Here is a 13,512-nt window from a genome sequence, read left to right as displayed (position 1 = left end):
GGTTTGTGTTTTCTAGCGCTCGTGGACAAAGGTTGACTGCGGAATCGTTTTTTGATTCAAGGCTGCCATTTGGAGGCTGCTTTGGGCGAACGGATAGGTTTGACAGACGATGAATGGTCGGTAATCAGTCCGCTTCTACCTGCTGAAAGTGGGCGTGGATGCCGCCCTGCTCAGGACAATCGGCGTTATTTCGAAGGCATGCTGTGGATGGCGCGTACAGAAGCGCAATGGCGGCATCTGCCTGATGAATACGGCAAGTGGAACAGTGTCTTCCGCCGATATCGACGCTGGGTCGAGACCGGTGTTTTCGAGGCAATGCTTGAGACACTGGCCGAACTGGTAGAACGGGATCGAAGTGCCGACATGATCGACAGTACCGTCGTCCGGGCACACCATTGTGCAGTCGGCATAAAAAGGGGACTCAAGAGACCGAGGCGCTTGGCCGATCGCGCGGCGGTTTCACAACCAAGCTCCATGCCCGGTGCGATGCGAAAGGCCGACTGCCAGGCTTCGTCCTGACGCCCGGACAAACGCATGATACGCAAGGCTTCGCGCCGTTGTTCCGGATGATCTCCGACCAGATCGAGGCGTTCCTCGCCGACAAGGGGTACGACGCTGACGCCATTCGCGAAGAGATCGCCAGCGCCAACATCGAGGCCGTCATTCCGACAAAGAGCAACAGACGCCAACCAGTCCCGCACGACAAAGCCAAATACAAATGGCGTAATCAGATCGAGCGCCTCTTCAACAAGCTCAAGAACTGGCGACGGGTCGCAACCCGATACGACAAGACCAAGGAATCCTACCTCGGTTTCGTCGCAATCGCTGCAGTCAAACTATGGATACCCTTTGTCCACGAGCGCTAGCACACGATGGACGTCGATATGCACCGCGAGCAGTTGTATGACTTGCTTTATTTTAGATGCTTCAAATATAGATGCCGTTTAGAAAATACTCACCATTCCTTGAAGTCTTGCGACCTTCGGCAGATTAGACTTTTTCTTTTTCTCTTTATAAAGAACTCCTGTCTAAGGTTTTCATGCGCCTCATAACCAACAAAGCATAGGCGTGAAAATCGGGTTATCCGGTGCTAAACAAGCAGGTCCCAAGAGGCTTGCAAAGACAGGGTTGGCAAACAGTGCGGTTTTCGGCAGCTGAAACGGCGAGCCGGTTTCTACCCGGCAGGATCGCAGCCACGCTTCGTCCCGTGACGGAGCGGCTGGATGCCGTACTTACGGATAGCGGACCACAGGCAAGCGCGCAGCGCTCTTCCCTCGTCGCCTTTTCCGTGCGCGTTGCGAGCGCTGCTATTGCCCTCCTGTCTCAGGTTATTCTCGCCCGCTGGATGGGGGAATTCGAGTACGGCATCTTCGTCCTCGTCTGGCTGACCATGATAATTATCGGCGATCTGGCCTGTTTCGGACTGCACACCACGATTATCCGCTTCGTACCGGAATATATGCAGCGCCAGACGTTCGGCCTCGTGCGCGGGATCATCCGGACCGGACGCGTCTTCGCTTTTGCAGCCGCTACATTCATCGCGTTTCTGGGTGCGGGCCTGCTGCTCCTACTCAAAGACCATGTCACAAGCTATTATCTCGTGCCGTTCATCCTCGGCTTCATCTGCCTGCCAATGATTACGCTCGGCAATATGCTGGATGGCATTGCGCGCTCGCGCACCTGGGTGATGATGGCGCTGACGCCAAGCTATATCGTCCGCCCACTTCTGGTTCTCCTGTTCATGATCATCGCACATGAAGCGGGATTACCTTCCAGTGCAACTATCGCGCTGGCAGTATCGATTGCCGCAACGTGGCTGACCACCGTCGGACAATTTCTGACCGTCGACCGCTCGCTGGAAAAAGATATTCCCGCCGCAACGCGTGATCAGCGTCTTGGCGAATGGATGAAAGTTGCCCTGCCGATTTTCCTCGTGGAAGGCTTTTTCTTCCTGCTCATCAATGTCGATGTTCTGATGGTTGGCCACGCGCTCGACCCCGAGCATGTCGCGATCTATTTTGCGGCAACGAAGATCATGGCGCTCGCGCATTTCGTCTATTTCGCCGTGAAAGCCAGTGTCGCGCAGCGCTACTCGGACCTGCTGCACAGCGGTGATCGCGCCGAATTTGCAAGCTTCGCCGAAGCGTCCGTCCGCTGGACATTCTGGCCTACGCTGTTCCTCGGCGCAGTCATTCTGCTCACCGGCTATCCGCTCCTGCGGCTTTTCGGTCCAGCCTTCACAGCGGGCTATCCGCTTCTGTTCATCCTGATCATCGGGGTGATCGCACGTGCCAGCGTCGGCCCGGCGGAAAGCCTTCTGAACATGTCGGGAAAGCAGAATATCTGCGCGCTCCTTTATGCCGTGACACTTGCTGTCAACGTTATTCTCAATCTCGTTCTGATACCGCGCTTCGGCCTGACAGGCGCCGCCATTTCGACAGCTATTGCCATGCTGATGGAAGCGGCACTTCTTTCAGCGGCCGTATCACGCACCTTGCACATAACCATGTTCATTCTCATTCCACGAGACCGTACCAAGACCTCGGAGGGGACTTTGTAATGGCCGCGAAACCTTTGCTTGAAGAATCGGCAGGCGGAAATGCAGCTCACATCGTTTCGGAACTCTCCGAGAGCGGTTTGGCGCACGAAGCTGTCAAAAAGCTGGAGGAAAGCCTTCACAGCCGCGATATACCGCGCAAGCTGGCAATCTATGGCGCTGCGGCAGGCTTCGAACTGCGCGACGAACTCGATCACTTGAGCAACCGGACCGTCGAACCGAATGTGTTCTTCAATGCACGGTTTCTGGCGCCAGCCATGCCGCGCCTTGAGGATCGCGAAGTTCGCTTCATGGTCATGCGCGACGAAAACGAAATCCGCAGCCGCCTGCGCTTCGTCATGCCCTATACGATCGAGCGTCCCGGCTTGCCGCTATCGACGCCTGTGATCCGTGCATGGTCGACACCATTCGGACCGCAGGGCACGCCACTGATCGATCACGATGACCCTGTCGGCGTGCTGGACGATCTGTTCGACATTCTCGCACGCAGGCATCTCAAATTGCCTGATGTGCTTGTGCTGCCGGAAATGCGGGCTAACGGCCCGGCGGCAAAACTGATCCGTTCTGTGGCGGTGGGCCGTCAATTGCCTTTGGTCGCCATAGAGCAGAAGGAGCGCCCCTTTCTCGAGAGCGATCTGGACGGCGACGCCTATATCAAGCAAGCAATCGGTGCACACCATCGCCGGGATTACAATCGTCTGTGGCGCAGGCTAGCCGAAAAGGGCGAGCTTGCCTATCGCGTCGCCCGCACGCCCGACGATGTGCGTCACGCGTTCGAACATTTCCTGACGCTGGAAGCGAGTGGCTGGAAAGGCAAACGCGGCACCGCCATGGCCGTAGACCGGTTTCGCGCCGCCTTCGCCCGCGAGGCAGTCAACAATCTTGCTGAACGCGACTGCGTGCGCGTGCACACGCTTGAGCTCTACGGACGGGTTATCGCCATTTTGATCGTCTTTACGGTTTCAGGAGAAGCCTGGACCTGGAAAACAGCTTATGACGAAAGCCTGAACGCCTGGTCGCCCGGCGTACTTCTCATGATCGAAGTCGTGAAGAACCATCTGAACGATCCGAACATCAACCGCACCGATTCCTGCGCCGTCCCCGATCATCCGGTCATGATGCGGCTGTTCGACAAGCGCGAGACAATCGAAACGCTGGTGATTGGCCTCAACCCATCCACGGATAAGCTTGTCCGTCAGGCTGCCTCGCAGATTCATCTTTATCAGCGAACCCGCAATCTGGCCCGCATTGTGCGCAATCGCATCCGCAGCTTCACCGAGAGGAAATAGGGGCGAGTTTAAGCGACCTTAAAAAAGCCCAGAAATCGCTGTCCTGAATCTCCGATGCCGGATTATCCGGCAAGAATGTTGCGATTGCAGTTTTGCGGAAGCCCTGCGAAGCTCCATCCTCAACAGCCACTTCGGAATTTTGAAGGTTCAGGAATGCGGTTTCCACGCCCGACTATCGCCAGCGGCACGCTTTGCGTCCTGACCGCATTTTATCTCCTCGCTTTCACAAATAGCTCCTTCTGGCAGCGGCTGATCGCCTACTTTTCCGACCATCCGCAAAAGCTGGTTGTTGGGGCAGCGGCCATCCTTCTCATCCATATCGCCGTGCTGATGGCCTTCTCGGCAAAATATGTCATCAAGCCTGTTCTCATTTTCGCAATATGGATGGCCGCAGGTGGGTCCTATTTTACGGATACTTTCGGCACGATCATCGATCGCGATGTGGTCGAGGCAACGCTCACAACGACAAAGGCAGAGTCGGGCCATCTGATAACGACGGGCTTTCTGCTGCATATGCTGCTTTATGCTGTCGTTCCCACGCTTTTCATCATCTGGGTCCGTGTGAAGCACCGGCCTTTGCTGCAGAAGCTTCTGGTCAATAGTGTCTCGATCATCGTCTGCCTGGCTGTCGCGATCGCACTTATCGGCTCCGATTACGGCAGCTTCTCTTCGATGTACCGCGAACACCGCTCCGACATCATGGAACGGTTGATGCCCGGCACACCGCTCAAGAGCACCGTGCAATATATCGTGCGTGACATGAATGACAGGCAGATCGTCATGCAGCCACTCGGCCTCGATGCAAAACAGGCGTTGCCGCCGATTGCGTCGGGCAAGAAACTCCTGACCGTTATCGTGGTGGGCGAAACGGCACGCGCCCAGAATTTCAGCCTTTACGGCTACCCGCGTGAGACCAATCCCGAACTGAAGCAGCAGGATATCGTTACCTTTCCAAACACAACAAGCTGCGGCACGGACACCTCCGTTTCCGTGCCATGTATGTTCTCGCCCTTTCCGCGCGAGGAATATTCGAGCTCCAAGTTCCACAGCTCGGAAAATCTGATGGACCTCCTCAATCATGCCGGCGTGCAGGTGGCGTGGTACGAGAATAATACCGGCAGCAAGGGCGTTTCGGATCGCATACCGACGGTCGACCTGCAGAATTCAAACAATGCGCAATATTGCGAAGGCGGCGAATGTCTCGACCAAATTCTGGTCGACCAGCTCCGTGACCACCTGAAGAACGTAAACGGCAACGCCACCATTGTCCTGCATATGACCGGCAGTCACGGACCGTCCTATTATCGGCGTTATCCGCCGGAATTCGCCAAGTTCAAGCCTGAGTGCCGCACGAGCGAATTTTCCGATTGCACGACGGACCAGATCGTCAATGCCTACGACAATTCGATCCTCTATACCGATCATACATTGTCGGAGATCATCAACGTCCTGAAGGCAAGCGAAGACCGTTTTGCTCCGGCCATGATCTATATGTCCGACCATGGCGAATCGCTGGGCGAAGATGATCTTTATCTGCATGCAGCACCCTATTTCATCGCGCCTGACGTCCAGACACACATCCCATTCGTCGCGTGGTTCTCGCCGGGCTATGGGAACGCCACCAGGCTCGACACGGCTTGCGTCAAACAGGATGCTGCCGCCCCTTCTTCGCACGACAATCTGTTCCACACGGTCATCGGCATGATGGGCGTGAAAACATCAGCCTATGATCAGGCGCTCGACCGCTTTGCCAACTGCCGGAAAGCCAATGTCGCAACGTCGAACTAGGACATTTGGCATCGCGCGCAGATAGCTGATTATATTAGCCAAACCAATAATTTGAGCCATCCGACAAAGCGTGGTACACTTTGCCTTGGGAGAGCGCATGGACAGGCGGAAGAGGAGGTCCGCACCGGTGCAATCCGGCACTTTGAACAAGTGTCTGAAGCCCGGATAATTATAAAAGCTTCCGTCTGGCTCAAACGCTATCGCGCCCTCCCGGGGAAGGAGATGCGCTATGGAATATTTTCACTATGTCAGCACGCTGGATTACGTCCTGCTGGGCTTCATCGCCTTGCTGGTTTTCTGGAATCTGGTTGAAGCGAACTTGCGCAGATAGATGACGGCGGCTTATCTCAAAGCCGCGCAACCACATAAAGCCTGCTGCGCCTGACACGATCAGGAACGGGCTTGTTGACTGGAACGCTGCCGTGACGATGAGCGGTTGATTGAATCATACGTCATTACTTCTTACCCTTTCAGCCGTCTGTCTGAAGAGGAGTGCAAGCTGCACTTTTGAGCAATTGACCTCGTTTCGTTTAGCCGGTATATCCCAACCCGCTGTCCCTTTGGACCATATCGAACTGCTTCGGCAGAAATGTGCGGGTGTGGTGGAACTGGTAGACGCGCCGGACTCAAAATCCGGTTCCGAAAGGAGTGTCGGTTCGATTCCGACCACCCGCACCATACTTCAAAAAATTACCCGAAATCATTCTCCTCTTGCGCACCTGCGCGTACTAGCCCGAAAGATCATTCTGGCTAGTTTCAACAATGGCGAGCGAGATGATCACCAAATTGGTGTTCTGCTAACATTTGTTTGCTTATTCACTCCATATCGACAACGATGATGCCGTTTTAATACTTCCGGGATACAGGCGCAGGAGGCACCCCCACCATGAATGGCACACCGAAGAAAAGCTCCTTCGAAGGGCCTCAGTTGCAAAATGCACATTATGAACGTGCAAATATGTCAGGCTCGAATTTCGATGGTGTAGATCTGTCCGGTTCAAAGTTCTTCGCCGTTTTGGCCAAGGCGAAATTTGTCGATACGAATTTGAGCAACGCTGATTTTGACGATGTCAATCTGGCAGAAGCACGGTTTCATAATGTCAACATGACCGGCGCAGCCATTACGAATGCCAACATGAGTGGCCTGACTATAAGCGGCGTCACCTTGGCATATACGAATATAATCGATGCTGACGTGACGGGTATGCAGATAAACGGCGTTCTCGTGACTTCTCTGTTCAAAGCGTATGAAGATGCGCATTCTTCTGAGGAGTGAGCATTCCTGCCAACTAACCCGAGTTGGATTAAGTGGGTTAGAACGCATCCCGAAAAGTGTGAAACGGTTTTCGGATGAGATGCGCGTCAAAACAAACAGTTAGAGCGCCGATCTGATTCAATCAGATCGGCGCTCTAATGTCGGAAAGCACCGACAACGGGCCGCTGCTTTCCGTCGCATAAGGTTTTCAGGCTGCTTCGAGCGCTTGCGCCAGATCGGCAATCAGATCGTCGGGATGCTCGATCCCGATGGAAAGTCGGATCGTTGATTCCAGCACACCGATACGCTCTCTTACATCGACGGGAACGCCCGAATGGGTCATCGCGGCAGGATGACTTGCAAGTGATTCCGTGCCGCCGAGACTGACAGCAAGCTTCAATATCTGAAGCGCATTCAGGAAGCGGAATGCCGCCGCCTGTCCGCCTTTGATATCGAAGGAGAAAGTCGACCCCGCACCACTGCACTGGCGTTTGAACAAAGCACCGACGTCCGAATTCTCATCCTCAAATGGGAGGTAATGCAGTTTCTCCACTCTCGGATGATCGCGCAGGAATTCCGCAATTGCCTGTGCGTTGTTGTTGGCGCGTTCCATGCGAAGTCCGAGCGTTTCAAGCGAGCGACCCAGCATCCAGCATGAATGCGGGTCAAGCTGCGTGCCGATCGCACCACGCAATGCCTTGACCTGCTTTACAACAGCCTTGGCACCCAGCACTGCCCCGGCGATCAGATCCGAATGTCCGCCGACATATTTGGTCAGCGAATAGACCGAAAGATCAGCACCGTGGTCGAGAGGCTTCTGATAGACCGGGCCGAGCAGGGTATTGTCGCAGGCAATGATCGGACGATGCCCCTGCTTTTGTTCAATCTTTTCCGCGACACGCCGGATGGCGGCAATATCGACAATGCTGTTGGTCGGATTGGCAGGCGTCTCGATCAGAATCACCGAAACACGTCCCTTGCGAACAGCCTCGTCGGCTGCTTGTTCTATCGAGGCTTCGTGCACGCCATCGGCGAAAGCAACGGCTTCAACGCCGAAATTGAGAAACGTCTTTGCAAGGAGCGTTTCCGTGCCGCCATAGAGCGGTTGCGAGTGCAAAATGACATCGCCCGGGCGTGCAAAAGCAAACAGCGTCGTGGCAATGGCCGACATGCCGGAAGAAAACAGCGCACAGCTCTCGGTGCCTTCATAGACCGCGAGGCGATCTTCAACGATCTCGCTGTTGGGATGGTTGAAACGGGAATAGACGAGACCGGCACCGACACCGGCAGGCGGTTCCTTGCGACCGGAAACGAAATCGAAGAAATCGCGTCCGTCTTCGGCAGTCTTGAAAACGAAAGTCGACGTCAGGAATACCGGTGGCTTGACCGCTCCTTCGGAAAGCTCCGGATCGTAGCCATAATTGAGCATCTGCGTTTCGGGATGAAGCGGATGATTGCCCAACATGGTCTTTGAAGGCCGTGGCGCAGTCATGAATACCTCCTTGAGAAAATCCTCCCGTCCGTATTCGGACGGGAGGAGCTTAACAGAGGTATTCAGGAATCTTCTTGCGTTGTTATGCCTTTTAGAGAAATCGCTGCGATGCCGGAAGAGGCGCGCATAGCCGTCGATTACTTGATGACCAGCACCGGCACGGTGCTAAGCGACAGCACCTCCGCTGCCTGACTTCCCAGCAACAATTTGTTCACGCCGCGACGGCCATGCGATGCGATGACGATCAGATCGGCATTCTTGGCATTCGCAGCCTCGACAATGCCCTGCGCCGGAGATTGATTTTCGACATGCACGGCCTCAGCACTAACGCCGATTTCCATTGCCTTGGCTTTGGCCTTCGACAGGATTTCGGTGGCCGCTTTGGTGATAGCCTCGCGATATTCCTGAAATGCCGCCGGGCTCGACGCCCATTCAGCCGCAACCACAATGCCATAGGATGGCAGAAGCTCGGTCACGGACACGAAAATAACCTTTGCGCCTGTTTCCTTGGCCAGCGCAACGCCTTGGTCGACGCCTTTCTCGGCGAGTTCCGATCCATCGGTTGCGATCAATATGTTCTTGTACATTCATGTTCTCCTGGCTGCCTGATACCCGATGATGCGCGTCTCCCCGTCGCAACGCATTGACGCGGATCAATCAAGCTTTACCCCAAGCTAATACGCTCCCTCCCAATTATGATGGAATTTACTTCCAATTTATTCAATTATAAAGAATAATTTTCTAAACTTGATGTGCCGGGCGCACGTACCCAACTATGCTTTTGCGCAGTTTCCTCTTAAACTTTGCGCGACAAATAGGGAGATCACGCCATGAACAAGCCCCTGAACGAACCACAAGCTGGTAAGACCGCAGGCCGTGGCCGCGTTTACGATTCCATCCTCGACACAATCGGCAATACACCGCTTGTGCGCATTGACAAGTTCGCCAAGGAAAAGGGCGTGGAAGCCAATCTTCTGGCCAAGCTGGAGTTCTTCAACCCTCTGGCCAGTGTGAAGGACCGTATCGGTCTGGCGCTGATCGAAGCTCTGGAACGCGACGGTCGCGCCGTACCGGGCAAGACAGTCTTCGTCGAGCCGACTTCCGGCAATACCGGTATCGCGCTGGCTTTTGCTGCTGCAGCCAAGGGTTATCGCCTCGTTCTCACCATGCCGGAAACCATGTCGGTGGAACGCCGCAAGCTTTTGAAGCTTCTCGGTGCCGAACTGGTTCTGACCGAAGGCGCAAAAGGCATGAAGGGCGCTATCGCGGAAGCGGAAGCCATTGCTGAAGGCAACCCGAACGCAATCATCCCGCAGCAGTTCGAAAATCCGGCCAACCCGGAAATCCATCGCCTCACGACGGCTGAGGAAATCTGGAACGACACCAATGGGGAAGCAGATATCCTGATCTCCGGCATCGGCACCGGCGGCACGATTACCGGTGTCGGTCAGGTCATCAAGGGGCGCAAGCCGTCCTTCAAGGTGATCGCCGTGGAACCGAAGGATTCACCGGTACTTTCCGGTGGCGCACCCGGCCCGCACAAAATTCAGGGCATCGGCGCAGGCTTCGCCCCGAAGACGCTCGATACCAGCATCTATGATGAGGTTGTTCAGGTCTCCAACGAAGACGCTTTTGCCAATGCACGCCTATTGGCCCGCCTCGAAGGCATTCCCGTCGGCATTTCTTCCGGCGCGGCTCTGACCGCCGCTGTTGAAATCGGTAAGCGCCCGGAAAACTCTGGCAAGAACATCGTCATCATCATTCCGTCCTTTGCCGAACGCTATCTTTCGACGGCATTGTTTGAAGGTCTGGAATAATCCGCACTCACACGCCGTGACCAAAAACAAAAGCCAGAGCGGCTGACCGTTCTGGCTTTACTTTTTTTAAATGCCGGTCCGTTCGCCAAGCAAACGGAGGCTTTAAGCGCTCATATCAATGGTGCGTGCGTGCGGCGCAAGCCGGGCCTGGCCCGCGCATATAATGGCGCTCGGGCCTGTAGCTCGGTGCAACGAACTCGCGGATGACATTAACGCTGTCACGCAGCTGAACAAGAATGCTCATCGTCTTCACCTTCGTCAAAAAACATGCTGTTCGGAATGGATGCCCGTCCTGTCCCGACTAACCGGGCTCTGAAACGTTGTTCATTTCCGAACATCTTAATGAAAACTTTAACAATCAAAGATGAATAAGCTCTGAACCCTTATGGTTAAGGGTAAGTTAATGGTAAGGATGTTCGAGCTTTTCCACAGGCCGCGAATTGTCGCCACAATTAAAAAAGGCCGGTTTTAACCGGCCTTTCATGCTCAAAAGTTCAAGCGCCTTACCGCGTCGGAACTGGATGCTCACCACGATAATCGTAAAAGCCGCGACCCGTCTTGCGTCCCAGCCAGCCTGCTTCGACATATTTGACCAGAAGCGGGCACGGGCGATACTTGGAATCCGCCAGCCCGTCGTGCAGAACCTGCATGATGGAGAGGCAGGTATCGAGGCCAATGAAATCGGCGAGCTGTAGCGGCCCCATCGGGTGGTTGGCGCCTAGCTTCATGGCTGTATCGATAGCTTCGACGCTGCCGACCCCTTCATAAAGAGTGTAGATGGCCTCGTTGATCATCGGCAACAGAATGCGATTGACAATAAAGGCCGGAAAATCTTCGGCAACGGTTACCGTCTTGCCAAGCGCGGTCACGAAATCGTTCGACTTGCGGAAGGTTTCCTCATCCGTTGCGATGCCGCGCACCAGTTCGACAAGCTTCATTACAGGAACGGGATTCATGAAATGAATGCCGATAAAACGCTCTGGACGGTCGGTCGTGGATGCGAGACGCGTGATCGAGATCGACGACGTGTTGGTTGCGAGAATCGCTTCGGGGTTCAGAACCGTGCAAAGCTGCGCAAAAATCTTGCGCTTGACGGTTTCGTCTTCCGTTGCCGCTTCGATGGCTAGATCGACACCCGCCAGATCCTCCATGGAATTTGCCGGACGGATAAGCTTCATCGCCGCTGCGCGTTGATCTTCCAGCAGTTTGCCTGAAGCAACCTGACGCGCCATGTTGCCATTGATGGTGGCGATGCCCTTTTCCAGCCGGTCCGCTGCCGCATCGTGAAGAAGCACATCGAACCCGGCCAGCGCGCATACATGAGCAATACCGCTGCCCATCTGTCCTGCGCCGACCACCCCTACCGTCTTGATTGCCACAGTCATAACTCCTTCATTCAGCCGCTCCACAACAGAGCCTAGGCCGAGAGCATATGCTCTAACTTTTGTTCTTACATATTACCCCCAGCAAAACCGCTTCGCACTTTTGCTGGAAATGCTTCACTATACCAATTCTGCCCGAGACGGATACAGCCCTCATTCAGAGAAAGGCAAAATAGCTCTTTCGTATCTGAAGGCTTTCCAAATGAAAAAGCGGCGGGACTAGCCCGCCGCTTTCTGATCGATTAAAGCGCTTTTTGCAGTTCCGGCAGGATCGTAAAGAGATCGCCGACGAGGCCGTAATCGGCCACCTGGAAGATCGGCGCTTCCTCGTCCTTGTTGATCGCCACGATCACACGACTGTCTTTCATACCGGCCAGATGCTGGATCGCACCAGAGATTCCGACGGCGATGTAGAGATCCGGGGCAACCACCTTGCCGGTCTGGCCAACCTGCCAGTCGTTCGGCGCGTAGCCCGCATCGACTGCGGCACGGCTTGCGCCGACCGCTGCACCGAGCTTGTCAGCAACCGGCAGGATCACTTCCTGGAACTTTTCGGCAGAACCGAGCGCACGACCGCCGGAGATGATGATCTTAGCCGAGGTCAGTTCCGGACGGTCCGAATCCGACAATGCATTGCCGACGAAGCTCGACAGCGCCGGATCGGCTGCTGCATTGACGCTTTCAACTGCAGCCGAACCACCTTCGCCCGTTGCCTGGAACGACGCGGTACGCACGGTGATAACCTTCTTTGCATCGGTCGACTGGACCGTCTGGATCGCATTGCCCGCATAGATCGGACGCTTGAACGTATCAGCCGACACGACTTCCATGATTTCGGACAACTGCATCACATCGAGAAGCGCTGCAACGCGCGGCAGGATGTTCTTAGCCGAGGTCGTTGCCGGAGCAATGATCGTGTCGTAATTGCCTGCCAGTTCCACGATGAGAGCGGCCGTTGGCTCGGCCAGACGGTTTTCCAGTCCATCGCTTTCAGCAAGCAGAACCTTGCGCACGCCCTTCAGCTTGGCTGCGGCATCGGCAGCAGCCTTCGCGCCCTTGCCTGCAACCAGAACATCCACGTCGCCGCCGATCTGGGCAGCGGCCGTCAGCGCTTTCGCCGTCTGGTCGGAAAGGGTTGCATTGTCATGTTCGGCAATAAGAAGAATAGCCATTTATATCGTCCCTTCCGATTTCTTTAGAGTACGCCGTCGGCCTTGAGCTTCTCGACCAGTTCAGAGACTGAACCGACCTTCACGCCAGCCTTGCGGCCACCCGGCTCTTCAGTCTTCAGGACCTTGAGACGCGGCGCAATGTCGGCACCGAAATCAGCGGGCGACTTTTCGTCAAGCGGCTTCTTCTTGGCCTTCATGATGTTCGGCAGCGACGCATAACGCGGCTGGTTCAAACGAAGATCGACCGTGACAATCGCCGGAAGCTTCACGTCGATGGTCTGGAGACCACCATCAACTTCGCGCGTTACCTTGGCCGAACCGTCACCCAACTCCACCTTCGAGGCGAACGTCGCCTGGCTCCAGTTGAGAAGGGCCGAAAGCATCTGGCCGGTCTGGTTGGAATCATCGTCGATTGCCTGCTTGCCGAGGAAGACGAGATCCGGCTTTTCCGCATCGACCACGCCCTTGAGAACCTTGGCAACGCCAAGCGGCTCAACCGTTTCGTCCGACTTCACCAGGATCGCACGATCGGCGCCCATGGCAAGTGCGGTACGCAGCGTTTCCTGTGCCTGTGCCGGGCCGACCGAAACCGCGACGATTTCCGTCACCTTGCCCGCTTCCTTCAGACGGATCGCTTCTTCAACCGCGATCTCATCGAAAGGGTTCATCGACATCTTGACGTTCGCAAGCTCAACGCCCGAACCGTCTCCCTTTACACGGATCTTTACGTTGTAATCGACAACCCGTTTCACTGCGACAA

11 protein-coding genes, 1 tRNA gene and 1 pseudogene are annotated in these 13,512 nt (G+C 55.3%); 7 read left to right on the top strand and 6 right to left on the bottom strand.

Annotated features, from left to right (window positions below; translation table 11 throughout):
- The first annotated feature begins 51 nt into the window (after window positions 1-51).
- The 6 genes and pseudogenes from AAE521_RS26795 to AAE521_RS24415 all read left to right on the top strand — a co-directional run bounded on the left by AAE521_RS26795 (window position 52) and on the right by AAE521_RS24415 (window position 6,910).
- A pseudogene (locus tag AAE521_RS26795) lies at window positions 52-866 on the top strand (IS5 family transposase).
- A gap of 272 nt (window positions 867-1,138) precedes the next feature.
- Window positions 1,139-2,560 carry a lipopolysaccharide biosynthesis protein gene (locus tag AAE521_RS24435; RefSeq protein WP_342062800.1) on the top strand — a complete coding sequence of 474 codons (1,422 nt, stop codon included), beginning with the start codon at window positions 1,139-1,141 and terminating at the stop codon, window positions 2,558-2,560.
- Entirely contained in the window at window positions 2,560-3,846 is a 1,287-nt protein-coding gene (bspF, locus tag AAE521_RS24430; RefSeq protein ID WP_342062799.1) for a type IV secretion system effector crotonyl transferase BspF, read from the top strand. Before AAE521_RS24435 ends, bspF begins: the two co-directional genes overlap by 1 nt.
- 153 nt (window positions 3,847-3,999) lie before the next feature.
- Window positions 4,000-5,634 (top strand): phosphoethanolamine transferase, encoded by a 1,635-nt coding sequence (locus AAE521_RS24425; protein WP_342062798.1) that lies wholly within the window; start codon window positions 4,000-4,002, stop codon window positions 5,632-5,634.
- A 593-nt stretch (window positions 5,635-6,227) separates the two neighbouring features.
- Window positions 6,228-6,312, top strand: a tRNA-Leu gene (locus tag AAE521_RS24420).
- A 208-nt stretch (window positions 6,313-6,520) separates the two neighbouring features.
- Complete coding sequence (locus AAE521_RS24415; protein ID WP_071634120.1) at window positions 6,521-6,910, top strand: pentapeptide repeat-containing protein; 390 nt, start codon at window positions 6,521-6,523, stop codon at window positions 6,908-6,910.
- 187 nt (window positions 6,911-7,097) lie between these two features.
- Here the strand turns inward: AAE521_RS24415 and AAE521_RS24410 are convergent, their stop codons facing one another.
- Complete coding sequence (locus AAE521_RS24410) at window positions 7,098-8,381, bottom strand: cystathionine gamma-synthase family protein (RefSeq protein ID WP_071634599.1); 1,284 nt, start codon at window positions 8,379-8,381, stop codon at window positions 7,098-7,100.
- Window positions 8,382-8,518: 137 nt separating this feature from the next.
- Window positions 8,519-8,968, bottom strand: coding sequence for a universal stress protein (locus AAE521_RS24405; protein ID WP_010657513.1), 450 nt, complete (start codon window positions 8,966-8,968; stop codon window positions 8,519-8,521).
- A gap of 243 nt (window positions 8,969-9,211) precedes the next feature.
- Between AAE521_RS24405 and cysK the strand changes: the two genes are divergently transcribed.
- Window positions 9,212-10,198, top strand: a complete 987-nt coding sequence (gene cysK / locus AAE521_RS24400) for a cysteine synthase A (protein WP_342062797.1) — start codon at window positions 9,212-9,214, stop codon at window positions 10,196-10,198.
- A gap of 115 nt (window positions 10,199-10,313) precedes the next feature.
- On the opposite strand, the gene AAE521_RS24395 is transcribed toward cysK, so the two are convergent.
- From AAE521_RS24395 to AAE521_RS24380, 4 genes are all read right to left on the bottom strand, one after another.
- Window positions 10,314-10,442 (bottom strand): hypothetical protein, encoded by a 129-nt coding sequence (locus AAE521_RS24395; RefSeq protein ID WP_255362115.1) that lies wholly within the window; start codon window positions 10,440-10,442, stop codon window positions 10,314-10,316.
- Window positions 10,443-10,701: 259 nt separating this feature from the next.
- A complete protein-coding gene (locus tag AAE521_RS24390) occupies window positions 10,702-11,577 on the bottom strand; it encodes a 3-hydroxybutyryl-CoA dehydrogenase (protein WP_029375798.1) in 876 nt (291 codons plus the stop codon).
- Between the two features lie 245 nt (window positions 11,578-11,822).
- The gene (locus tag AAE521_RS24385) at window positions 11,823-12,752 is read right to left on the bottom strand and encodes an electron transfer flavoprotein subunit alpha/FixB family protein (protein WP_012091187.1); all 930 of its coding nucleotides are present in this window, start codon (window positions 12,750-12,752) and stop codon (window positions 11,823-11,825) included.
- A 23-nt stretch (window positions 12,753-12,775) separates the two neighbouring features.
- Window positions 12,776-13,512 (bottom strand): electron transfer flavoprotein subunit beta/FixA family protein (locus AAE521_RS24380; RefSeq protein WP_342062796.1); only part of this gene is annotated, 737 nt, incomplete at its 5' end.

It is taken from the genome of Brucella cytisi (genome assembly GCF_038433355.1).
Classification (GTDB): Bacteria; Pseudomonadota; Alphaproteobacteria; order Rhizobiales; family Rhizobiaceae; genus Brucella; species Brucella cytisi.
The sequence above is the reverse complement of the archived record's forward strand: the minus strand, read 5'-3'. Positions and strand labels throughout refer to the sequence as shown.

What these genes read in the sequence shown, in the direction of transcription:
- AAE521_RS24415 (WP_071634120.1), top strand. Translation starts at nt 6,521, where the DNA reads ATGAATGGCACACCGAAGAAAAGCTCCTTCGAAGGGCCTCAGTTGCAA.
- bspF (WP_342062799.1), top strand. Translation starts at nt 2,560, where the DNA reads ATGGCCGCGAAACCTTTGCTTGAAGAATCGGCAGGCGGAAATGCAGCT.
- AAE521_RS24410 (WP_071634599.1), bottom strand. Translation starts at nt 8,381, where the DNA reads ATGACTGCGCCACGGCCTTCAAAGACCATGTTGGGCAATCATCCGCTT.
- AAE521_RS24395 (WP_255362115.1), bottom strand. Translation starts at nt 10,442, where the DNA reads ATGAGCATTCTTGTTCAGCTGCGTGACAGCGTTAATGTCATCCGCGAG.
- cysK (WP_342062797.1), top strand. Translation starts at nt 9,212, where the DNA reads ATGAACAAGCCCCTGAACGAACCACAAGCTGGTAAGACCGCAGGCCGT.
- AAE521_RS24385 (WP_012091187.1), bottom strand. Translation starts at nt 12,752, where the DNA reads ATGGCTATTCTTCTTATTGCCGAACATGACAATGCAACCCTTTCCGAC.
- AAE521_RS24405 (WP_010657513.1), bottom strand. Translation starts at nt 8,968, where the DNA reads ATGTACAAGAACATATTGATCGCAACCGATGGATCGGAACTCGCCGAG.
- AAE521_RS24425 (WP_342062798.1), top strand. Translation starts at nt 4,000, where the DNA reads ATGCGGTTTCCACGCCCGACTATCGCCAGCGGCACGCTTTGCGTCCTG.